The organism is Microcoleus sp. FACHB-672, from assembly GCF_014695725.1.
Taxonomy (GTDB): Bacteria; Cyanobacteriota; Cyanobacteriia; order Cyanobacteriales; family Oscillatoriaceae; genus FACHB-68.
Map to the genome: position 1 here is coordinate 58,887 of NZ_JACJOU010000009.1, position 23,590 is coordinate 82,476.

22 protein-coding genes are annotated in these 23,590 nt (G+C 46.4%); 7 read left to right on the forward strand and 15 right to left on the reverse strand.

Features of this window, described 5'->3' with window-relative positions; all coding sequences use genetic code 11:
- Nucleotides 1-45 precede the first annotated feature (45 nt).
- The 5 genes from H6F56_RS05810 to trpS form a co-directional block, all read right to left on the reverse strand.
- Complete coding sequence (locus tag H6F56_RS05810) at nt 46-423, reverse strand: hypothetical protein (protein ID WP_190665916.1); 378 nt, start codon at nt 421-423, stop codon at nt 46-48.
- Between the two features lie 39 nt (nt 424-462).
- Nucleotides 463-1,353 carry an ABC transporter permease gene (locus H6F56_RS05815; protein ID WP_190665917.1) on the reverse strand — a complete coding sequence of 297 codons (891 nt, stop codon included), beginning with the start codon at nt 1,351-1,353 and terminating at the stop codon, nt 463-465.
- A gap of 44 nt (nt 1,354-1,397) precedes the next feature.
- Nucleotides 1,398-2,417 carry an ABC transporter ATP-binding protein gene (locus tag H6F56_RS05820; protein ID WP_190665918.1) on the reverse strand — a complete coding sequence of 340 codons (1,020 nt, stop codon included), beginning with the start codon at nt 2,415-2,417 and terminating at the stop codon, nt 1,398-1,400.
- Nucleotides 2,418-2,720: 303 nt separating this feature from the next.
- Complete coding sequence (locus H6F56_RS05825) at nt 2,721-3,662, reverse strand: methylenetetrahydrofolate reductase (protein WP_190665919.1); 942 nt, start codon at nt 3,660-3,662, stop codon at nt 2,721-2,723.
- Between the two features lie 260 nt (nt 3,663-3,922).
- A complete protein-coding gene (trpS, locus tag H6F56_RS05830) occupies nt 3,923-4,933 on the reverse strand; it encodes a tryptophan--tRNA ligase (protein WP_190665920.1) in 1,011 nt (336 codons plus the stop codon).
- 327 nt (nt 4,934-5,260) lie between these two features.
- Between trpS and H6F56_RS05835 the strand changes: the two genes are divergently transcribed.
- The 4 genes from H6F56_RS05835 (at nt 5,261) to H6F56_RS05850 (ending at nt 10,367) form a co-directional block, all read left to right on the forward strand.
- Nucleotides 5,261-6,043, forward strand: coding sequence for a DUF429 domain-containing protein (locus H6F56_RS05835; RefSeq protein WP_190665921.1), 783 nt, complete (start codon nt 5,261-5,263; stop codon nt 6,041-6,043).
- 154 nt (nt 6,044-6,197) lie between these two features.
- Entirely contained in the window at nt 6,198-6,884 is a 687-nt protein-coding gene (locus H6F56_RS05840) for a peptidoglycan-binding protein (protein ID WP_309236451.1), read from the forward strand.
- Nucleotides 6,885-6,999: 115 nt separating this feature from the next.
- Nucleotides 7,000-8,475, forward strand: coding sequence for a calcium-binding protein (locus H6F56_RS05845; RefSeq protein ID WP_190665922.1), 1,476 nt, complete (start codon nt 7,000-7,002; stop codon nt 8,473-8,475).
- Nucleotides 8,476-8,846: 371 nt separating this feature from the next.
- Nucleotides 8,847-10,367, forward strand: coding sequence for a calcium-binding protein (locus H6F56_RS05850; protein WP_190665923.1), 1,521 nt, complete (start codon nt 8,847-8,849; stop codon nt 10,365-10,367).
- A gap of 191 nt (nt 10,368-10,558) precedes the next feature.
- Here H6F56_RS05850 and H6F56_RS05855 read toward each other — a convergent pair whose 3' ends face one another.
- The 8 genes from H6F56_RS05855 to H6F56_RS05890 form a co-directional block, all read right to left on the reverse strand.
- Nucleotides 10,559-10,819, reverse strand: a complete 261-nt coding sequence (locus H6F56_RS05855) for a hypothetical protein (RefSeq protein ID WP_190665924.1) — start codon at nt 10,817-10,819, stop codon at nt 10,559-10,561.
- Between the two features lie 53 nt (nt 10,820-10,872).
- Nucleotides 10,873-11,223, reverse strand: a complete 351-nt coding sequence (locus H6F56_RS05860; RefSeq protein ID WP_190665925.1) for a hypothetical protein — start codon at nt 11,221-11,223, stop codon at nt 10,873-10,875.
- 270 nt (nt 11,224-11,493) lie between these two features.
- Nucleotides 11,494-12,150: a tyrosine-type recombinase/integrase gene (locus H6F56_RS05865; protein WP_199312603.1), complete on the reverse strand. Its 657-nt coding sequence runs from the start codon at nt 12,148-12,150 to the stop codon at nt 11,494-11,496.
- 1,032 nt (nt 12,151-13,182) lie between these two features.
- Nucleotides 13,183-13,395, reverse strand: coding sequence for a hypothetical protein (locus tag H6F56_RS05870; protein ID WP_190665926.1), 213 nt, complete (start codon nt 13,393-13,395; stop codon nt 13,183-13,185).
- 371 nt (nt 13,396-13,766) lie between these two features.
- Nucleotides 13,767-16,547, reverse strand: coding sequence for a DUF3854 domain-containing protein (locus H6F56_RS05875; protein WP_190665927.1), 2,781 nt, complete (start codon nt 16,545-16,547; stop codon nt 13,767-13,769).
- 670 nt (nt 16,548-17,217) lie between these two features.
- A complete protein-coding gene (locus tag H6F56_RS05880) occupies nt 17,218-18,447 on the reverse strand; it encodes a type IV secretory system conjugative DNA transfer family protein (protein WP_190665928.1) in 1,230 nt (409 codons plus the stop codon).
- Complete coding sequence (locus H6F56_RS05885; protein WP_190665929.1) at nt 18,447-18,692, reverse strand: hypothetical protein; 246 nt, start codon at nt 18,690-18,692, stop codon at nt 18,447-18,449. The genes H6F56_RS05880 and H6F56_RS05885 overlap by 1 nt, the downstream gene beginning before the upstream one ends.
- Nucleotides 18,689-18,838 (reverse strand): hypothetical protein, encoded by a 150-nt coding sequence (locus H6F56_RS05890; RefSeq protein ID WP_190665930.1) that lies wholly within the window; start codon nt 18,836-18,838, stop codon nt 18,689-18,691. The genes H6F56_RS05885 and H6F56_RS05890 overlap by 4 nt, the downstream gene beginning before the upstream one ends.
- 271 nt (nt 18,839-19,109) lie before the next feature.
- Here H6F56_RS05890 and H6F56_RS05895 point away from each other — a divergent pair, with 271 nt between their 5' ends.
- A complete protein-coding gene (locus tag H6F56_RS05895; protein ID WP_190665931.1) occupies nt 19,110-19,409 on the forward strand; it encodes a hypothetical protein in 300 nt (99 codons plus the stop codon).
- Here H6F56_RS05895 and H6F56_RS05900 read toward each other — a convergent pair.
- Nucleotides 19,395-19,856, reverse strand: a complete 462-nt coding sequence (locus H6F56_RS05900; protein ID WP_190665932.1) for a hypothetical protein — start codon at nt 19,854-19,856, stop codon at nt 19,395-19,397. The genes H6F56_RS05895 and H6F56_RS05900 overlap by 15 nt on opposite strands.
- Before the next feature lie 519 nt (nt 19,857-20,375).
- On the opposite strand from H6F56_RS05900, the gene H6F56_RS05905 reads away from it, so the two are divergent.
- Nucleotides 20,376-20,915: a peptidoglycan-binding domain-containing protein gene (locus tag H6F56_RS05905; protein ID WP_190665933.1), complete on the forward strand. Its 540-nt coding sequence runs from the start codon at nt 20,376-20,378 to the stop codon at nt 20,913-20,915.
- Nucleotides 20,916-21,030: 115 nt separating this feature from the next.
- Nucleotides 21,031-22,527, forward strand: a complete 1,497-nt coding sequence (locus tag H6F56_RS05910; protein WP_190665934.1) for a calcium-binding protein — start codon at nt 21,031-21,033, stop codon at nt 22,525-22,527.
- An 873-nt stretch (nt 22,528-23,400) separates the two neighbouring features.
- On the opposite strand, the gene H6F56_RS27275 is transcribed toward H6F56_RS05910, so the two are convergent.
- Nucleotides 23,401-23,577 (reverse strand): transposase, encoded by a 177-nt coding sequence (locus tag H6F56_RS27275; RefSeq protein WP_199312604.1) that lies wholly within the window; start codon nt 23,575-23,577, stop codon nt 23,401-23,403.
- Nucleotides 23,578-23,590 lie beyond the last annotated feature (13 nt).

The window sequence follows — 23,590 nt, forward strand, 5'->3', positions numbered from 1 at the left end:
GGCGGAATTCAATCCCCACGGCGAATGCTTTGGGTTAAAACTTGCTTAGTTTTCTTCCACCGGCGGCTTGGCTTCCTGCTGCCCTTGGATGCGCTGAAGCTGTTGATTTCGGTAAGTTTCGGCGGCAGAATTGACATTTTCTCGCTGTTCGGCAGTAAATTCCTCCATATTGCTGAGGCTGCCCATTTGAGCTTGGTGGATTAAATCCAACATATTAAACTGGCCATCGTTACGCCCGGAGAAGGTGCTGACTTCGTTGCTTTGAGGTGCTGCACCACAGCCCCGGAGTGCTTGGGCACCTGCACAGGTTTGAGCGAAACTGCTTTGGGGTAGGGCAAAGGGAATGACTCCCATTGTGGCGAAGCTGGCTAGAACAAGCCAGTTGCGGGACTTTACGGATGCCGGCGGGGTTGTGTTTTTCATAATTGATGGTTTAAACGCCTTAAGTTAAGACAATTGTAATCACGCAAAGGTTCTGCGGAGTAGTGGCTGAATTATCAGTAACGCGATTGCATCAAAACCCAGAAGCACTAAGAAAGCACCGGCAAAGGTGACATCGCCCCAAGGTGCTTGCATCACTACGTTGTTCAGCGCCCAGTCGCTATGCAGGTAAAGATAGCGAATCGGTTCAATGGCGTAGCTAAGAGGATTTAAGGTGGCGACAATTTGTAGCCATTTCGGCATGAAGGAAAGCGGCGCAAGGGCGGTACTGGCGAACAGTAAGGGCAAGTTGGTGACAAAAATCACGGCAATGAGTTCAACGTGTCCCGGCAGGGCAAACGCTAAACCCAAGCTTAAGCCGGTGACGCCTAAAACTAGCAGAAAAATAATGAGACCAATCGCGCCTAATCCTGCAATACCAGGCAATCCAGATCCTAAAAATGCGCCGGCAGTAACAATCACTGAGGTTTGAATTAAGCTCAGTGTCATGATAAAAATTGCGGAAGCCACCACAATCGAAAATCGGGATGCCAAGGGGGCGACAAGCAGCCGGTTGAGAAAGCCAAATTCGCGGTCAAACATCACCGGCAAGCCGGCATTGAGTGCGCCGGCAAAGGCAGTAAATACAATCACGCCGGCACCGAGAAATTGTCCGTAATTCTGACTTTCCCCAAATAATCCTTGCGGAGCATTTTGAAACAACGCCCCAAACAAAACCAACCACATCAAGGGTTGAATAATGCCGGCAATCAATGTTGAGGGGCGGCGTTGCAGTTGAATAAACAAACGGCGCGTCAGTGCTAACGTTTCTTGCACAAATTCGCCGAACAAATTGTTAGAAGTGCTTGTCTCTCCAGCTTTCTCAGTTAACCAGCTAACATCAGGCTTGAGTGGAGTAGTTGTCTGACTCATATTTTTTCTTTATCTGCGTTTATGTGCGGTTAAAAAATCAAACCTTAGCGCATATTCTGCTTTTTCTCCGCCTTCGGATCACGACTGCCGGCTGCTGCAAGTTCCGCATCTAACAGCGTCTTACCCGTTGCCGCCAGATACACATCATCCAAACTTGGACGCGATTGGGCGATGCCAAAGGTGGGTAAACCGGCATCCCGTAGCGATTGCTGAATCATCAGCAAAGCGTCACTTTGTGCGGCTACCACCATATTCAGCGAGTTGCCCTGGGCGCTGTTAATAATCACTTCTTGCACAAATGGCAGAGATCGCAGCATCTCACTGGCTTTTTCTGCTTCCTCCAAGGGGGAAAACTCCCGGATGCGAAGGGTGACGCGATCTCCCCCGACTTTGTCTTTAAGTTGCGATGGGGTGCCGGTGGCGATGACTAAGCCTTTATCAATGATCGCGACTCGGTCAGCCAGTGCGTCAATTTCTTCGAGATAATGGCTGGTAATCAGTACGGTGGTGCCGCTATCGCGCAGTTGGCGCAAAAATGACCAAATTGCCATGCGGCTTTCAATATCAAGTCCGACGGTGGGTTCATCTAAGACGAGGACTGCCGGTTTATGCAGCAAGCCGGCTGCCAAATCGAGACGCCGGCGCAACCCTCCAGAATATTTGCCGGTTTGTTTATCTGCCCACTCTTCTAAACCCAGCAACTGGATTGCGGTATTAATCCGATCTTTTGACAAATTGCCTGGAATATGATAAAGAGCTGCTTGCAGTTGTAGCAGTTCCCGCCCTGTCAGCACTTTGTCTAAGGCGACTTCTTGAGCGACATAGCCCAACAGCCGGCGGGCTGCCCTTGGCTCGTCTGTAACGGAGATTCCAGAGACTTCAACGCGCCCTGTGTCTGGGGTGGCTAAGGTACACAGACAGCGGATGGTTGTGGTTTTACCGGCACCATTTGGGCCAAGCAGACCAAAAATTTCCCCAGGTTCTATCTGAAAGGATACGTCTTTTACGGCGTCTACAGAGCCGTAGCGTTTTTGCAGCTTCTCGATTAAAACGGCTGGAGCCATGATTTTGTCAACGCCTGAGCGATTTTGAAATAAATCTATACAATCTTTACTTCTATTTTAAGCTATTGCTCAGGCATTAACGGTCAGCCGATGATATCTAATCCTATTGATGAGCTTAAATTAGGATGGAGGGGGAGATAGGGAGAGTGGGCAGTAAGGGCGCAAAAGCGTGCGCGCCCTGTTCAGAGAAATGCACCCATCACCTCATCCAATGCCCTATGCCCCATGCCCTCTTCAGGAGAGAAAATAAGTTAAACAGTGAGAAAAAGAATTCTCCTCTTTTACCTTTGAATGAGTTATTTTTTACGCCATCGGCTCAATTCCTGCTTTGTCTAAAATTTGAGGGATTAAGTCTTCGCGTTTGACTGCCATCATATGAACACCTTGACAAAGTTGCTTTGCCATCATTACCTGTTCCGCCGCAATTGCAACCCCTTCTTGCAGAGGATCGGAAGCTTTGGCTAGGCGATCAATAATATGTTGGGGAATTTGAACTCCCGGCACATTTTTATTAATAAATTCAGCATTTTTGGCGGATTTAAGTAGAAAAATTCCAGCGAGAATCGGTTTATTTGCGCCGGCAGCGATTTGAGTCATGAATTTCTCTAGCCGGTCAAAATCGCAAACTAATTGGCTTTGGAAAAACTGCGCCCCTGCTTCCAGCTTACGCTCAAACCGGCTCTGCAAACCTGACCAACTTGCTAATTGTGGATCGACAGCCGCCCCAACAAATAAATCGGTTGCTCCATCGGTTAACGGCTTATCATTCCAATCAAACCCTTGATTGAGCTTATCAATCAGCCGCAACAATCGCACTGATTCTAAATCAAATACACCCTTACAATCTGGATGATCGCCGGCTTTTACGGGATCGCCGGTTAATGCTAAAACATTATGAATACCCAGGGCATACGCGCCCATTAAATCAGCTTGGATGCCTATTCGGTTACGATCTCGACAAGCCATCTGGCAAATCGGTTCAATTCCGTGTTGCAACAAAATCACCGACGATGCGAGTGACGACATCCGCATCACTGCGCGACTGCCATCGGTAATATTAATCGCATGAACACGATCCTTGAGGATTTTAGCCATTTCAACCATGTGGACTGGGTTTCCCCCCTTGGGTGGCGTTACCTCAGCCGTGATTAAAAATTCGCCGGCTCTCGCCGCCTCACGAAAGCGATGGCGAGTCTGTGTTGATACAGGGAGGCTGCTAGCGGGTGAATTGGGCTGCTCTATCATGGGTAAAAACCAAGAGGATTAAGATTTGGTGTAAATGACTACTCGCTCTTTTGTAGCCTATTTTCTCGCTACTCGCCTCTGCTGGGGAATCATCAAAGGAGCAAAAAGGGTGCAAGATTTAGCGATTGACACTAGACAGATGAAAAATAAAGAACCGCCCTTGTAAGGGCGATTCCTGACGGCAGAAAATCTCTGCTGGAATTACAATATTCAGACGCTCACACTAGGCCCTTATGTTTAAGGTGCCTGTGCTTCGCTCTTTAAAGGGGCATGGAATAACCCATTGCCGCTTTAACCTTTAAAAGCGTGTCATTGGCGATTGCTTCTGCTTTTTGTCTTCCTTCCCGCAGTACGGATTCCAAATAGCTGCGATCATCCATCACTTCTTTATATTTTTCCTGAATTGGTTGCAGCGTTGCGATCATCGTTTCAGTCAATAAGGGTTTAAATTGACCCCATCCCATATCCTGACACTCGGCTGCAACTTCCTCTTTTGTCTTGCCAGAAAGGACCATATAAAGCGTGAGTAAGTTCCGGCACTCAGGACGATCTGGATCGTCAAACGTCAAACCGCGAACAAGATCGGTTTTACAGCGTTTGATTTTTTTGGTAATCGCATCGGGCGGATCGAGCAGGTTGATTCGGCTTAATTCTGAAGGATCAGATTTTGACATTTTGCGTGTGCCATCTGTCAAACTCATCACCCGCGCTGCTTCTTTGCGAATCAGGGGTTCTGGCATCTTTAAAACCGGCTGCTCTGGTGTGCAAAATAAATGGTTAAACCGATTGGCAATATCGCGAGTCAGTTCTAAATGCTGTTTCTGATCTTCCCCCACTGGCACGCGATCGGCTTGGTAAAGCAAAATATCCGCTGCCATGAGTACGGGGTAATCTAGCAAGCCGGTGTTGACATTTTCTCCCTGCCTCACCGCTTTTTCCTTAAACTGGATCATATCTTCCAGCCAGTTGATCGGCGTGATGCAATTAAACAGCCAGGTTAGTTCGCTATGAGCGCTGATGTGAGACTGGATAAAAATGCTGGAATGATTGAGATCGATGCCACACGCTAAATAAAGCGCTGCGATTGTGTAAGTATCTGCCGCCAGCGTCGCTGGGTTGTGCGGTGCGGTAATTGCGTGTAAATCCACCACACAAAAGTAATTTTCATACTGGCTCTGCCCTTCTACCCAGTTGCGAATGGCTCCCAAATAGTTACCCAGATGCAGATTGCCGGTTGGTTGAACCCCAGAAAGAACGCGCTGCTTACCCATAAATACTACTTAAGTACCGCCGAACACACCTTTGGTGCCGGTTTAGAATTCCTTATAAATAGTTTTACATCTTCTGGTGCCGGTGATTCGCCTAGGGCAGGGCTAAAGCGCCAAATTCGCTTCACCTGTGTCGATCCTGAGTCATTAAGACACTCAAAGGGGCGCATCTCCTTTTTGCTCTCGCCCTTACTCTTTGAGAGGGTTTCAGCCCAAACAGTGGTTTACCCATGACAATGTGAGGAATGAAAAGGGTGAGTGCTTGGAAACGAGAACAATTTTTCTTTCCCTCATTCACTTTTGAGAGTTATCAGTTAGCAATGATTAGTTATGAAATTTTTAGGAATTGATTTCGGCTGGATGTCAGGGGCGAGTGGTTTGTGCTGCTTAACGTGGCAGGATGGGGCTTTGAAATTACTGGATTTAGCCAGGTATTCAACGATTGAAGATATCCTCGCTTGGGTTGACGTTTGGGCACCGGAACCGGAACCAGCAATGATTGCGGTAGATGCGCCTACTTTAATTCCAAATGCCACCGGCATGAGATTGCCTGATAAACTGACCCATAAATATTTTGGTCGCTATCATGCCGGCTGCTATCCTGCCAATCTCAACAGCCGGTTTGCCCAACGCACAACAGAATTAGGACTGAGTCTAGAAGCGCGGGGTTTTATTCATGCGCCGGTAATAGAAAATCAAAGAAGTGAACGCTATCAAATAGAAGTGTTTCCTCACCCTGCGATTGTAAATTTATTTAATCTTGAGCGAATTCTTAAATATAAAAAAGGCCGGCTTTCAGAACGCCGATTGGAATTAGCAAAGTTGCAACAGCATATTTTGAATGGGTTGCCGGCACTAGAGCCAAAACTGGATAAATTAAGCTTACAAAATATACAAAGTAATCAAGAATCTGATATTTTCTGCGACCTCAACACCCTTGCCGGCTCACATCTTAAAGCCGTTGAAGATTGCCTTGATGCTCTAATTTGCGCTTATGTAAGGGCGCACTGGTGGTACTGGGGATTAGAGCGTAATTTAGTCTTGGGTGATCACGCTGCCGGCTACATCGTTATCCCTTCTAGAAGCGGAAATTGGTATTTCGGTTCAGTCTAATACTGTTGCAATTTACCAAGCGCCCTCATCCTTACGGGTGAACTTATCGAAGGATTGTCAACCCATCCAAAGGGATTAGCTTCTTGGGCGATGGTGATCAGGGGTGTTGCTTTCTAATCTAGGAAGTGTAGAGATTCAACTCACTCAAACAACTGTGCATCTTACTGATAAGCAACTTTCTTCTGCCCAAGCCACAGCTCAACTCAACAAGCCTCAACTTGTACTTGGAGCAAAAGGCAAAGCCGTTAAAGAACTGCAAAAGCTCCTCATCCACTGGGGTTACTGCCCAACAATTAATGGGATCTTTAGGCAGACAACCTTAGAAATTGTCAAAGCATTTCAGTACCGCGTCTTCCTCAAACCCGCTCAGCAACTTTCTTCTGCCCAAGCCACAGCTCAACTCAATAAGCCTCTACTTGTACTTGAAGCAAAAGGCGAAGCCGTTGAAGAACTGCAAAAACTCCTCAACCACTGGGGTTACTACCTGACGATTGACGGGATCTTTGGGCAGACAACCTTAGAAATCGTTAAAGCATTTCAGCGCCGCGTCTTTCTCAAACCCGATGGCATTGTGGGGAATTTAACCTGGCAAGCACTTTACATCGGCTCTCCCAATATGCCGATTTTACAACGGGGAAGCAAAGGTCAAGCAGTCATTACACTTCAGGAAACCCTTCAAATCACTGGCCACTATACAGAGCGGATTGACGGTGATTTTGGCTCAATAACTGATGCTGCTGTTCGCAGTTTCCAGAAAGATGCCGGTTTAGTCGCTGATGGCATCGTTGGTTCTCGGACGTGGTATGCCATGAGCAAAATTTTTGCCGCAATGGGGTGCTAATTAAGGCTCGCTAAAAATCAGCAGTCAGTCCTAGCCCATAGTTTCAACTGAAACAAAGAGCGATGGAGTGGCTCCTTCTCAGTTAACTTAACAACACTAATCAGGGGTAATCAACATGGCTACAATTATTGGAACATCTGGAAATGATAATCTGCCTAGACTTACTGATCCAAGCACAGTCGGTAATGACAGCATCTATGGATTAGCTGGCAATGACACCATCAATGGAGGTGTTGGTGTTGACACAATGGTAGGCGGCATTGGTAATGACTTTTATTATGCAGACAGCACTAGTGATGTAGTTATTGAAGGTGTTGGTGCTGGCACAGATCGTATCTATGCCAACACAAACTACACCTTGGGCACAAATGTAGAAAACCTGTACCTTCAGGGCAGTGCTTATTACGGTTACGGCAACGCACTCAACAACTTGATTGTGGGTAATGCTCAGAATAACTATCTCTGGGGCGCTGCCGGCATCGATACAATGGCAGGCGGTTTAGGTAGTGACAGATACGATGTCAACGATACTACTGATGTGGTTATTGAAGGTGTTGGTGCTGGCACAGATATTGTCTACGCCTATGCTAGCTACACCTTGGGCGCGAATGTAGAAAACCTTCAACTTCTAGGCAGTGCTTATTACGGTTACGGCAACGCACTCAACAACTATATTGTGGGTAATGCCAACAATAACTACCTCTGGGGCGCTATCGGTGTCGATACAATGGCAGGTGGCTTAGGTAGCGACAGATACGATGTTAACGATGTCAGTGATGTGGTTATTGAAGGTGTTGGTGCTGGCACAGATATTGTCTACTCTTATAATGCCAACTACACCTTAAGCGCGAATGTTGAAAACCTTCAACTTCAAGGCAACGCTTATTTCGGCTATGGCAATGCTCTCAACAACTCTATAGTGGGTAATGCTAACAATAATGTCATCAATGGTGGTGCCGGCAACGATACGATGGCTGGTGGGCTAGGTAAGGACGCCTACATTGTAGACAGCGTCAGTGATGTGGTTACTGAAGGTGTTGATGCCGGAATAGAAGACGTTTATTCTTCTGCTGCCAACTACACCTTGAGCGCGAACGTTGAAAACCTGTTTCTCAGCGACAGCGCTTATTCCGGCAATGGCAATGCACTCAATAACTCTATAGTGGGTAATGATGGCAATAACGCAATCTCAGGGGATGCAGGAAATGATACGATTAAGGGTAGCGTCGGTAGCGATACATTGACTGGCGGAACTGGATTTGATTACTTTTACTTTTACTCTTCGACTGAAGGCATTGACATCATTACTGATTTTAAACAGCAAGAATTAGAACAAGATAAAATTGTGCTTTCATATGCTGGGTTTGGTAGCAGTATATTCACGTCATGGGAAATGCCTGGATTTTTAGATTCTTCACAGTTTAACATCGGCGCTGCGGCTTCTAATTCAAGTCATCGTATCATCTACAACTCATCAACCGGCGCACTTTTCTTTGATCAAGATGGTACAGGAGCAAACGCACAGGTACAAATTGCCGGCCTCTCAACAGGTTTAACTCTAACTAGCAACGACTTCCAAATTATTGTATAGAATCGCTCACTTGTTGGTAAAAGAGCAAAGCATTTTATTTTATAACTTCAGCTCCTTTGAGAGATCAAAACTTTCAGAGGAGTTTCTCTTAACAGAATTATATAAAGCAGATCGTAAGGAAAGGACGCAATTTTGACTAAATCGTCTCTCTGAATATTTATCTCAAATTAAAACTTAATTCTTGCCCCTTCCAGTAAAACCAGCAACAGTTTTAACGAGTCAAATTCTTTCTTAACACGATGCAAAACAATAGCTAGGGAGTTTGTACTTTTTATTGTATCAAGTTGCCAAGGAATACAACTCTTAATATTTAACGTTAATCAATAATTTGTAAGTTAGAGTTGTAACAACACTAATTTGGAGTAATTGACATGGCTACAATCATTGGGACATCTGGAAATGATAATCTACCTAGACTTACTGATCCAAGCATAATTGGCAATGACAACATCTATGGATTAGCTGGCAACGATACCCTCAATGGGGGTGTCGGTAGCGACACAATGGAAGGCGGTGCTGATCATGATATTTACTATATAGATACCCTCAGTGATGTGGTAACGGAAGCGGTGGCTGCAGGCACTGATGTTGTTTACGCCTCTGCCGGCTACACCTTAGGCGCAAACGTAGAAAACCTATATCTCCTAGGCAATGCTGATTACGGTTATGGCAACACACTCAACAACTATATTGTTGGTAATAGTGGTGATAACAGACTTTGGGGTTCTTTTGGCATTGATACGATGGTTGGGGGATTAGGGTATGACCTTTATCATGTAGGCAACACCAGTACTGTAGTTATTGAAGGTGGTGGTGCCGACATTGATACGGTATACGCAACTAGTAGCTACACTTTAAGCCCTAATGTAGAAAATCTTTATTTGCAGCAGAAAGACGCTTATTACGGCTATGGCAACGGACTTAATAACTATATTGCCGGTACTCCCGGCAACAACTACCTTTGGGGATCTGTTGGAGTTGATACATTAGTAGGTGGCTACGGTAATGACACTTACTCTGTAGAAAGCACCTATGATGTAATTATTGAAGGGGTGCATGAATCGTTCGATACCGGCACAGAAACCGTCTACGCATACAGCAGCTACACACTAAGCCCCAATGTAGAAAATCTCGCTCTCCTAGGCAATGCTTATTACGGTTACGGCAACGCACTCAACAACTTTATTGTCGGTAATGCCCAGAATAACTACCTTTGGGGCGCTGTCGGCTTCGATACAATGGAAGGCGGTTTAGGTAGTGACAGATACGATGTAAACGAGACCAGTGATGTGATTATTGAAGAGGCTAATGCCGGCACAGATATTGTCTACTCCTATGCCGCTACTTATACCCTAAGCCCGAATGTAGAAAATCTTTATCTTGTAGGCAGTGCTTATTCTTCAGGCTATGGCAATGTACTGAATAACAGGATATGGGGTCATAGCGGCAATAATTACCTCTTGGGTTTATTAGGAAATGACACCCTCGCTGGAGGTGCTGGCACCGATTCGCTTATTGGAGGTGCCGGCACCGATTCGCTTATTGGAGGTGCCGATGCAGATTACTTTATCTTCTACACTATCAGTGAGGTTAGTGAGGGTAGTGATGCAATCGATTTTAATGCGCTAGAAGGAGATAAAATTGTATTTTCAGATAGTGGTTTTGGCGACAGAGTAACCACCACAACAGGAGTTATACCTGGATCTCTGCTCTCTTCTCAGTTTGTTATTGGCGTTGGGGCAACTAATTCCAATCATCGCGTCATCTACAACTCATCAACCGGCGCACTCTTCTTCGATTCAGATGGTTCAGCGGCAGGCGCACAGGTACAAATTGCAAGCCTCCCAACAAGCTTAGCTCTAACTAGCAATGACTTCCAGCTTATTGCATAGAATTGTTAACCTGTTAGTAAAAGACCAAAGCAATTAATTTTATAACTTCAGCTCCTTTGACAGCTCAAAACTGGCAGAGAAGTTTTTTTTAACCAAAAATAAACGCAAGTTTTCTTGAAAGAGTAGAATCGCACACTGATAGCCGTCAGCAACTTCTATCCATTCCGAATCGCCGTATTCAAATCTGTGCGCTAGTCTCCAGGGCATAGCGAATCATCGAGTAACTCCATTGCTATTTCTATGTCTTTCAGTACGGCCTTAGATTTAGGTCGCTTATCTTTGAGTCGGTTAAATACGGTTCCCGCATCTAGCAGTTTGAGCGCCGGTGCTGCCGGCTCTGATTTCTGCTCGGCAAGCTGTTCTTTTAGCAGTTCTATCTGGTTGAGCGCGTCACCATGTTTTTCATGGAGTTGATTGCACTCACTGTCTAGGTCATTACGCTCTCGCTCCAATTCCTCAAGTCGATTTTGCAGTTGTGCTATCTGTGGCCCGGTTGTATCCGGGCTTATTCTTTTCCCAGTTGCGCCTCGACCGCTGCCGATAGATTGGCGTCGATCAGGCTGTTTACCAGCTCTCCCAAGCCGTGTTCGATTTGAGCTTTTATCTTCTCCACAAGCCGAGGTTCAAGCCGATCGATCAGCGATTCATCGTTAGTCGGCTCTGATTCCCTTACCCGGGTACTACCTAGATTAGTGCTAGGTACTCCATCTAGGTCATCTAGGTAATTCTTAAGATACTGATTTAGTAGAGCCGATGCGTTTGTGCCATTGTCTCGCGCTTTGTTCTTGAAGGCTTCCCACAGTTCGGCTTCAACGTTAAACGTGGCAAGCTTCTTGCCATCGCCGGTGTTGGACATATAGGTATCTTATCCTTCATATAGGTTTATCTAGGTCAGATTAACACTACCTAGATAGTTTGTCCAGGTAGACCTATAAATATTTTGATTTACCTATAATTACCTATATACTTTTTCTAGATACCCAGGTTGCTCATTGGATACCTAGACAAACACCTAGATTAATCCCACAGCCCTTCAAATCGTTGGGAGTTACCTGGTAAGCGTAATTAGCAACAAACCCGCTTCAGTTGCAACAAGCTGATTAAAAACAGAGGTTCAAGCCAACTTTCACCACACCACGGGGGATTCAGCCTCTAGGTTAGGATAACTTTGTTTCCTAGCATGGCTAAGAACTGATAAAGAGGCGACTGCGCCGCGAACTTGGGAGTCGGTGACTTCGAGGTATTTTTGCAACTCGGTTAGGGTTCTGTGTCCTGATATTTCTTGGATCACCCTCAAGGGGATGCCGGCGTTGCTCATCTGGGTGAGTGCGGTGCGCCTGAAGCTGTGGGTGGAGACTCCCTCAATGCCAACTCGATCGCAACCGGCTCGGAGAATTCGCGCGGCTGATTCTGGGGTGAGGTGTTTCCAGTGGTGCCGACTGTGGCGACCGGAGAATAAGTGCGCGTTTTGCTCTGGGGGCTGGTAAGCGGTCAGCAAAATTCTGAGGTCTTCAATCACGGGAATGGTGCGCGTGGCTAGCTTGCCCTTGGTGTTGCCTTTGCGGATAATCAGCGCCGGTCTGATTCGCCCTTGCCGGTCGTAGACATCAGTTTTGAGAAGTGAACACGCTTCTGCAATCCGGCAAGCTGCATAAAGGCACACTCCAAACAGCGCCCGGTCACGGTCGCTCTGTAATCCATCGTTAAATAGCAGCTCAATCTCCTCTTGAGCGAGAATCGCTGCTTGGCCGTGGCCGTCAATCTTCACAGCATAGGCTTCCATTCACTTTCCTCTCTCATTGAACAGCGTTGGGGGTGCGTGTGCTCCTCTCACTCCCTAAATTTGCCGCAAATTTTCCCCAACGAACAATTGGCACTCTACCAATTGGCAAGTGCTTTGGGCCTTAAATCAACCAGAGTTCGCCGTATCTACTAGATTTCGGCTATGTTGTGCTGCCTGCTTCAGTCCCCTTACAGAGAAAAGCAGGGCAACACACACCAAAAGACCGTGTAACTTGGTCAGTCTATAAAACTAAGCAGTTTCCATTCAAATAATTTTCCCACCGCGTAGGAAGCAGACTCAGATATTGCCGGATACTACGAGGCTCAAGAGTTTCCATTCAAATAATTGTTCCCGTGTGTGAGGAAATTGGATAGAGTACGCCAGCGGACAAGGAGGGCTGAAGTTTCCATTCAAATATTCTTCCCAGTAGGCGGGAAATCAAAGCTTGATTATCTTTGCTCGCTGCCATCGGAGTTTCCATTCAAATAATTTTCCCAACAAGTGGGAAACACGGGCTATTCACAATAGCAGGTGAAATGCCGATTGAGTTTTAGTTTCCATTCAAATAATTTTCCCTGCGAGGGGGAAATTAAATAGTTCTATTTTGATGTAAATCAAACATGGTTGTTTCCATTCAAATAATTTTCCCAATGAGTGGGAAACTATCCAGTACAACACAGACTATCAACCCACACCCTGGTTTGTGTTTCCATTCAACTAATCTTCCCAGCGCGTGAGAAACAGTACGTTATACAGACTGTGCCGGTATTTCCATACAAATTTGGTTTTCCATTCAAATAATTTTCCCAGCGTGTGGGAAACCAAGCTCTACGGTGCCACCTGAGGTACAAACAGCGATTGATAATTTTCCATTCAAATAATCTTCCCAGCGTGTGGGAAATGAAGATGATTTTGAAATCGTAGTCCCTGCAGCCATGTTTTCATTCAAATAATTTTCCCAGCGTGTGGGAAGCAGACGATCATAACCGAAATAGTGGCAGACGCTACTGCATTTCCATTCAACTAATCTTCCTAGCGAGTAGGAACTGCTTGTGACAAAGTGATGGCCGGATTCGGCGAGGCATTTGGGTTTCCATTCAAATTATTTTCCCAGCTAATGGGAAACAAAATGGGATGCGATACAGCGATAATTATCCACTTCGGGTTTCCATTCAAATAATCTTCCCAGTGCGCGGGAAATGGATAAGAAATCAAAAACAGGAGGGTTTGAAGTACCGTTTCCATTCAAATAATCTTCCCAACGAGTGGGAAACCTCTAGAGATAATTTACCTCAATTCAACCGTCTGTACTAAAAAGCGGCTATGTTCACCACCGATCTACGGTTCGTACCCAAGGACACACGTGGGTTTCCATTCAAATAATTTTCCCGGCGCGTGGGAAACGGCTTACTCAAGCAGTTTACTCAAACAATACACTCGTAATTAGAAAGTTTCCATTCCAATAATCTTCCCAATGAGTAGGAAATGCTAATCCCATTTGGGACTATGCTAGCGCTGAAGTTTTCATTCAAATAATCTTCCCAACGATTGGGAAGCTGTAACCCATTAAAACTCTTATTGGGCTGAGTGTCTAGAGTCAACTTTCGGCTGCCGATTTATGCCCAATCCTCACCCCATTGGCTTTCAATTTGGCGTGTGTCTTTGGGAATTTCCTTCCATTGAATATCGAGCGTCATCTGCTTTGGGTTTTCTGGAGCGGTTGCTGCAACCTTCAATGCTTTAAAGTAATCGCGTTCTTTAGGAGTCAGCGCAGCCCATACCTTAGTCAGTGTGCCTGCTGGTAAGCGCTGCCCGTCTTTGGTCATGGCAGCCTCAACAACCTCCCAAGCCCAACACTCCTCAATAGCCTCTCGCATAATCGCTACGAAGTCGATTTCATCATCGCTGACAGCACAGACAGCAGGTGACGGCACGATGTCAGAGCTGCTGACAGCACCAAACCCTTGTGGCTCTAGGGTGACAGCAACATCCTCAATTTTGGCGTCTCTATTTACTTTTGGTGTTTCTTCAGCAGCATCATAGTGAGAGAAATTTTCTTGCGAAAAAGTTTTGTCTATCTGCTGTCTGTATAGGCTAGAACCCTTATTTTCGTAGGGTGACAGCACACTTTTTGCTGCTGTCTGTGTGCTGTCATCTGCTGTCTGTGCTGTCTGTCGCATAAACAGCTCACTGGGCAGCGGAATATCATCGTCAAAGCCTTCTGATCGGAGCCGCACCCCTCGGATAACTCGCGCCATTTTCCCGCCAATACTGATACGGTCGCGAGAAACTTGCCAACCAAGTTGAGTTTCAGCAATCCGCACAAGCTCCTGAGAGTAGCGAGTGTTTTCCATTGGCACACGCCCAAAATCGTCACAGAATTCTCGGTAGTTGGTGTAGAGTCGGCTAACTTCGGTATAGGCCGTAGCGTCAGGAACTAACCGCTCCTCCAAGTGCAACCCTGCGGAATTAGTTTCGACCGTCTGCCGCCACGTCTGAGCTTTAAATTCTGGAATTTCACCCGCTCCGATACCTTTGATGAATTGCTCGACTTGAATATCTGGCAGCAGCAGCGCAACGGCTGTCAAAGCAGATAGCTCGCTCTCAATCAGTCCCTCAATCTTAGGGTTACGTTCATGGGCAGCGAGTCGATTCGAGAAACTGACAAGGCATAGTCTGCGCTCTAGCCCGGTGGTATCGCCGCTAAATATAGCTGAATTACTTACGACCGCTAAGCCGCCATAGAACGGGCTAGAGGCTGGTTTCTTGTAGATTTCTCGGTAGCTGATGTCATCGCCGCCGGTGAGGGCTTTCAATCCGCCATGATTGCCGTTCTTTCTATCCTCATCAGGGCAGATTACCAGCTGCGAATCAATGATGTTGGCGATGGTGTAATCGTCTGAAAGCTTACCTAGAGTTGCCGCTCGATGGTTTGGCTTTCCTACTAGCCCTTGCAGCAACCTGATAAAGGTGCCCTTACCGGCTCCTGGCTCACCGACCAGGTGTACAAACATTTGAAACTCAGAGAAACGCCACTTAAGAATTCCGTTGATGATAGCCAGCAATTTGAGAACCCGCTGCCCATCGCCGCCCATCGCTTTTGTCATGTACCCGTAAGTGTGTGGGCACATCTGTTGCAAAGCTTCCAGGGGATGCAACGCGCTCAGGTTATGCAAAATGCTGTACTGACGCGGGATAACGCTAGTGAATCGCATCCCTGCTGAATGGCTGAGTAAGTTGTCAGTCTCCATGTCCAGAACGCCATTATCAAAAGCCACGTAACGCTTGCGGTCGAACGTCACCCACTTTTCCAAAAGCAGCTCTCGCTTTAAAAGCTTGATGGTGTTCTCAACATAGCTATCAGTATCAAACTGGATATTGCGAGCCTTGATTTCTGTGTAGACTACCTTGCCGAATACGTCATCGTCTAAGGCTTCCCAATACTTCTCATTCCAGATGCGCCAAGTTTTCTGCTCGTTGTGGAATGCCCAGCGAGGCTGATACTTCTCAGCCAGCTCTTGAGCCATTTGCCTTGGTGTCGGTGGTTTGGTTTTCGATTGGTAGTCATCATCATTGCTGGTGAACTGCTTTTCCCATGCTTCAAGGGTCTGTGCCTTAGCAAGTACATCCCGCTTGAATTTATCGGCACCGTTTGCCTTTATGTAGTCATCCATCCCTTTTCCTTCCTCTTGTGACCATAGGCTGGTAACGTTCCATATCGGCACGTCAAATTTTTGCAGTTGACGTGCAAGTGTTTTTGCTGCCCGTAGAACGTCTTTGTTCGTTACGCAGTCGGCATCAAAAGCGACAATGAACCCGAAACCTGATCGAGCATATTTCTCTAACTCATTTACCAAGTAACGCTTGCCCTGTGGATCACTCTTGCGGCTAGTTAGCCCCATTTCTACCCCCAATAGGGCAATAGTGGCTAAACCATTAGCACACCCAGCAATTGCCTTAAAAAAGCCTTCTGTAAGCAATAAGCAGGGATGCCCCTCGATCATGTAGCAGGTTGCCTTGAGTGCTTCCAGGTCATCCCAGTATTTAGGGTTGTCAGGGTTATTAGGCAGCATCGCATCGTAGTCGCCTAGCTGCGAGCGATACTTGGCTGCTTTCTTTTCCTCTGGTTGTTTCCAGGGCTTGTCAGGCTTGAACTGTGCTTGGATGCCTTTGCCTTCAAGCCAGATGCCGGCAGATTTAGCTGTGTAGCCTAAAAACTGGGTAGCTTCTAGCTCATCCATTGACCTGCAATTTGCCTGAACCCATGCAAGAGGTAAACCACGTTTTTCAGTAAGCTCTCTGTAGTGTCGATGTTCTAAAGAATTCTTGCGTGATACTTGCAAGCCTTGAGATTGTTGTGATATTCTTGCAGTACATGAAACAATATTCGTAATCATTTGGCGCAACCTCCTAGTAGATGAGTGGGTAGCGCCATCTGCTTATTTGGGGTAATTAGGCAAGCCGGAATACTAGGTTTTGAACTTAGAGAAGCTTTTCTTCCGTTAATTGGGTAGAAAAATTGGTAGAATTTCTACCAATTTTCATCCTTTAAGTTCTGGAAGCCTTGCGGGGCAAGGGTTATAAATTTTGTGACCCCTTCCGGTGTCGCAGAGGTCAGTTCGCGGTAACCTAGTAGGTAAGTTTTGTTTTGATAAGTGGCTAGTAACCACTTGGGCTTGCCGTCTTTACCTGCAAAGTAGAGATGGCGTTTTTTTTAGTTTTTAAAAATGCCTAAAGATACGATATCACGCTACATCTGGATGCCGCATACATCTGCACGCTATTTGTAGCAAATGGTTTGAAAAGTAAGTAAGTAGTTCCAAATATTGCACCCTTAACTTTTTAAAAGGCAACCCCCATTTTACAAGCGTTTCAGCACGCCAGCTTGAACATTGAGGAATTGACCGTCTTAATTTTCAAAAATTAACCTTGCTATTAAGGGGTTACAGATTACTGGACTACCTAAGTAGTCCAGCGTGTAAACCTATATAAAATCAGGCACTTTAGGGCAAGACGAAATCACACCGGCGTAGCAGCGGAGGTTAACGCTTACACGCTGCCGAGTTATCATGCTTCACCCCCAAAGCGGTCAATCATCCCGTTAAGCCGATTCATCCCAGCCTTGAACTTGCGCCCCTTGCAGCCTAGAATTTCCTGCACGATGTAGGATTTTGACTTACCTGCTTTCAGGTGTGCTTCAAGAGCGAGAAATAGCGTATACTCCTCATCTTCGTTAGTGGGTAACGATTCTGGCTTCGATTCGGGTAAGCCGGTTTCCTGTGCCGGTTCGCGATCGCTTTCGGTAGCAACTTGCGCCGGTGATAGTTGTTTACCTTCCTCCTGTGCCGACAGTGCCCCGAAAGGCTCTAGAGTAAGCCCGGTTAGGTCAGGGACTTCTAGCGGTTGCTCATTAAATAATCCCGGTCGTTTACACCCCTTTAGCCACTCTAGAAGCGCGGCATCCTTGAGCGATCTGGCTTTATTTATAGCGATTGTGCCCAAATAGAGCCGATCAAACCCCTCGCGCATCGCCGCTTCACCTTCTATATCAAGGGTTTTAGCGTTCTCGTCCTGCGCGAGGATAATTGCCGGCAGTAGCACCTTACGCGCTTCCCTTGCAGTGGCTCTGATGTATGGTCGCCAGTTGTCGCAATTTGCTGCGATGGCCGGTGCTTCATCAATGATCGTGCTGCACATTGGGAAATCTTCAATCCCAAGATTCCGCATTTTGTAGCGGTGATCCATCTCCTCAATTTGCGCCGCCAAGTAAGCATCAATCGCCTTGAAATCCCGACCGCCGCCAATCACCGGCAGCTCGCCCCAGTCGCGCTTTTTATGGTGTGGGTCAAGCACTGTTACCCGTCCCCCCAGGCGTCGAGCGACTGCTTTGGCAATCGTACTTTTGCCGGTACCGCTGGCTCCCACAATCAGCGTGTTTTTTTGCCCCAAGGCATCAAGGTTACCGGGCTTAATCTCTTTCATTTCAATGATTGTGGCGTCAATGGTTTCGGCTGATGGGTTTAGCGCTTGGTGTATCCAGTTCTGGTGTGCGATCTCGCTTTCATCTCTAGCAATTGTCATCATCGGCTCAGTTCGCTGGAATATCGCACGGCCACGCTTGGCGGCAATCGCTAAGATGACTGAACCGCCATAAAAGACCGGACGCATTTTCCGCTCGGTGATGCTGCCAGAGGTCAATAAAAGCGTTGCGCCGATTACGGTTCCGCCAATCACGACCCCGGCGTCAATGTGGGTTTGCAAGTAGAACAAAATGTCCCTAGGATGCAAGGTTTTCATCACAGCACCCCCAGAGCCACACCGGCAATCGTTTGGATGATTCGATAGGCGATCAGCGCTCGAAGTTGTGGGTATCGGTTGCCCAGGAATCCCAGAGCCAACCCAAGCACGGCAAAAATCGCACCGGCAGCGAACGCGAAATGTGGCAGCCGTAGCAGGTGTGAAAAAAAGCTGAATGCAAAGGCAGTGCCCGAAATCCGCAGCAAGGAATCTAGGGCGATGTCAACGGGTTTTGTGGGTATCATTTGACCCCTCCCCGGACATTGAGTTCGATTTGTAACTGAAATTCTTGTGTAGCGCTACTTTGAGGCGCAAGGCTTAGGATATAGGCGTTCATTAGCGCCATGAGAAATCCCAAAGCCAGAGTCATTCCGAGGCTATCGGATGGCATGATGTATTAAGCTCCTTTCCCGGCTAGAACGGGATAGTGGGTCAGCTCCTGCTGGTGTTTGCTGCACCTTCAGGGGCGATATTTACTTCCATCTCTACACTACCGGCAGCGGAAGTAAAAAGAAAGACTTTGGAAAAAAGAATTTAGGAAGGGCTGCGGCAAGCCACGCACAGCCCGATCAACTCACGTCGGTATTTACCTCCCTAGCTTAGCTGCTTGGTAAAGGCTGATAATAGGAGGTGTGCTTCTAAGGAACCTAAAGGTTTCCTCCATGCACATACAGTTTTTAGGCTGCTGCGTAACTGCTTGGTGGTCTTCTAAGGAACCTAAAGGTTCGCTCCATGCACAGGCAACTCCAAGCAGCGAATTTATGCAACTTTACAGCCGACTCTCGACCCGCTCCCGTCGTGCGATTTCACGAAGAACCTGGCATGGTCGCCCCTACGATTACAGACCTAGGGGTGATTTGCTGGTGAGACTGAGCAAGGAGACGGGCTTGAGCATTTCCGGTGTTTATGAGCAACTGCAGAAAGAGCGGCGCGAGATTCTGCAATACTCAGAATTCCAATAACCCTAGAATTGTCTCAACATCTTTTAAGCTGGCTTTTGATTTGGGGTGCTTGCCCTTGAGCTGGTTAAGTAGCGTTCCCGCGTCTGGTAAATCGCTCTGTAGCGCTTCGCATCGCTCTGTAGCGGTCTGTATCGGAATCTCTGGCTGTAAAGCTGCTACCGTGCAAATTGCATCCTTAAGCAGTTCTTTGTCCTCGCGCAAGTCTTCCACTTCCTGCTCTAGTTGTCGTGTATTACCTGGATGATTGTCCTCGCTGACCGTGTAATACGTGGCTGCAAATTCTTCTATCACGTCTGCTCGCGTTGCTTCTTTCGCCTCAGCTATCTGCCCCAAAGTCTCCCAAGTAGTATTGGTTAATCGAAGGGAACGCACATTTCTCTGCTCATGCCCAATCTGGGTAAACAGTCCATCTTCACCACGCTGTTTTGCCATAATTGCTTTGCTCATTAGTTGTACCCTCTCCTACCCGAGAGGGTTTCTTTTATCGAGTATTACATGGCTGATCTAGGTTGTCAACCAAGTATTACATGGATCTCATAAAGAAAAAAACACTCCGTGTATTACGTGGGGAAAACATTTTACTGGCCGTGTAATACTTGGCTTATTCTCAAGAAGCTTTGCAAGGTCGCTAGAAAATTCTCAATAAAGATTTCATAGCAACTCACCGGCATCGTCTACAGCTTGTTGGCTGACTCCGATATAACAAGGAAAGACTAGCGAATGATGCGTGACCAGACCGTTGCTGGATGTGGCTGAGGGGTGTACCCGAATCGTGCATCATTGAGTATCTAATGGGAAGACCATGCAAATATAGGGATTTCAATAATTGTGGTGATGGAAATTGGTAATTCCGATTCAGTCTAATACTATTGTATTTTACCAAGCGCCCTCATCCTTATGGGTGAACTTATCGAAGGATTATGAACCCCCCAAAGGGATTAGCTTCTTGGGCGATGGTGATCAGGGATGTTGCTTTCTAATCTAGGAAGTGTAGAGATTCAACTCACTCAAACAACTGTGCAACTCGCTGATAAGCAACTTTCTTCTGCCCAAACCACAGCTCAACTCAACAAGCCTTTACTTGTAGTTGGATCAAAAGGCCAAGCCGTTAAAGAACTGCAAAAGCTCCTCATCCACTGGGGTTACTACCTGACGATTGACGGGATCTTTGGGCAGACAACCTTAGAAATCGTTAAAGCATTTCAGCGCCGCGTCTTTCTCAAACCCGATGGCATTGTGGGGAATTTAACCTGGCAAGCACTTTACATCGGCTCTCCCAATATGCCGATTTTACAACGGGGAAGCAAAGGTCAAGCAGTCATTACACTTCAGGAAACCCTTCAAATCACTGGCCACTATACAGAGCGGATTGACGGTGATTTTGGCTCAATAACTGATGCTGCTGTTCGCAGTTTCCAGAAAGATGCCGGTTTAGTCGCTGATGGCATCGTTGGTTCTCGGACGTGGTATGCCATGAGCAAAATTTTTGCCGCAATGGGGTGCTAATTAAGGCTCGCTAAAAATCAGCAGTCAGTCCTAGCCCATAGTTTCAACTGAAACAAAGAGCGATGGAGTGGCTCCTTCTCAGTTAACTTAACAACACTAATCAGGGGTAATCAACATGGCTACAATTATTGGAACATCTGGAAATGATAATCTGCCTAGACTTACTGATCCAAGCACAGTCGGTAATGACAGCATCTATGGATTAGCTGGCAATGACACCATCAATGGAGGTGTTGGTGTTGACACAATGGTAGGCGGCATTGGTAATGACTTTTATTATGCAGACAGCACTAGTGATGTAGTTATTGAAGGTGTTGGTGCTGGCACAGATCGTATCTATGCCAACACAAACTACACCTTGGGCACAAATGTAGAAAACCTGTACCTTCAGGGCAGTGCTTATTACGGTTACGGCAACGCACTCAACAACTTGATTGTGGGTAATGCCCAGAATAACTACCTCTGGGGCGCTGCCGGCGTCGATACAATGGCAGGCGGCTTAGGTAGTGACAGATACGATGTTAACGATGCCAGTGATGTCATTATCGAAGGTGTTGATGCTGGCACAGATATTGTTTACTCTTATAGTACCAGCTACACCTTAGGCGCGAATGTCGAAAACCTTCAGCTTCAAGGCGGTGCTAATGACGGCATTGGCAACGAACTCAACAACTCTATTGTGGGTAATGCCGCCAATAACATAATCTCAGGTCTTGATGGCAGCGATACAATGGCAGGCGGCTTAGGTAACGATACTTACCATGCAGAAAGCCCTGGCGATGTGGTTATTGAAGGCGTTAATGCTGGTACAGACCTTGTCTATGCTTATACCAACTACACCTTAAGTGCCAACGTCGAAAACCTATTTCTTAATAGCGGTGCTAATGACGGCTACGGCAATGCACTCAATAACTATATTATGGGTAATGCCGGCAGTAACATAATCTCTGGCGGTGCTGGTGTTGACACAATGGTAGGCGGCATAGGTAACGACATTTACTATATAGACAGCACCAGTGATGTGATTATTGAAGGCGTTAGTGCCGGCACAGATAGCGTTTATGCCTCTGCCAGCTACAGTTTAGGTGCCAACGTGGAAAACCTCTACCTCCAAGGCAGCGCTTATTACGGCTATGGCAACGCCCTCAACAACTCTATAGCTGGTAATATTGGTAATAACCACCTCTGGGGTGGCGCAGGAAATGACACTATTACTGGAGGTGTCGGCAACGACACGATTAGAGGCAGCGTCGGCAGTGATCTATTGACTGGAGGTACCGGTGCAGACTACTTTACCTTCTACTCTGCCACTGAGGGTAGTGATACCATTACTGACTTTAGTTGGGCACAACTAGATAAAATTGCACTTTCAGACAGCGGCTTTGGTGGCAGCTTAACCACCACAACAGGAGCCACGCCTGGATCTCTGCTTTCCTCTCAGTTTGTCACCGGAGCTGGGGCAACTAATTCCAATCATCGCGTGATTTACAACTCATCAACCGGCGCACTCTTCTTTGACCAAGATGGTACAGGAGCAGCCGCGCAGGTACAAATTGCCAGTCTCTCGACAGGCTTAGCTCTAATTAGCAGTGACTTCCAGGTTATTGCATAGAATCGTTAACCTGTTGCTCAAAAAGCAAAGCTATTAAGCTTCCTATCCAGCATTCAAAAGCAATTTTTTAGTCATACCATAGCTTTTGAGTGCATAGCTTTGAAGGGCAAAAAGCGATTTTCAAAACTATCATTACAGCAATTTTGGGGTGCTGGTGAACACCCCATTTTTAATGCCTTCACGCGGATGGCAGGCCGCTCCTTCTTAGCCGCTCGATTATAGCCCTACGTGTTAAGGTTAGGACAGTAATAGAATAGAAAAGAAAGTTCCGAGCCACCCAAAATAGTATGTCAGCTCCCTATAGTTACGAGTTGCGAACCAAAGCCATTGAGGCATTTAAGAGAGGACAAAGAAAAAGCTAAATATGTCGAAGGCTACAAATAGGGCGCAATAGCTTAGACTTGTAGCTAAAAAAAGAAAAAGAAACCGGAGACTATCAAGCCAACACGAGGAGATAGAAAGGCAGACCTCCCAAAATCAAAGACGAGTCAAAGTTTCAAGAGTTTATCAAAGAACATAAAGAGCCAACTCAAGGGAGAATGGCCGAATTATGGGGAGAGAATTTAACTCAACAAGCGGGTGAGCTATGCGTGTAAAAAGCTAGGCATTACTCGAAAAAAAACTACGGGTATCAAGAAAGAGATGAAGAACTCCGAGCAGAGTTCATAAAAAAGTTGAGGCTTGGCTAGCGCAAAGTCTAATGGCTCACTTAGAACTGGGAGATATCGTTATACCAATTCTTCAAACATTTACTACAGATAGTGCTGCCAATATATAGCCTCGTCCCACAATTGAGGCAATCACTTCTGAATTCATCTTTTCCAATTGTTGACTAATTAACAGCCGTAACTCTTCTAAGTTATTTGGTAAGTCTCATCTCAACCCCTTTTTTAGATACTGCCACACCTGTTCTATGGGATTTGATTCCGGACAATGGGCCGGTTGAAACATTAAAATAATATTGTTGGGTATTTTCAGCTTTTTTGCTTTATGAAACCTGCCATTGTCTAACTGTATGATCAAAATACTATCAGGGAATTTCTCTGCCACTAACTACAAGAAT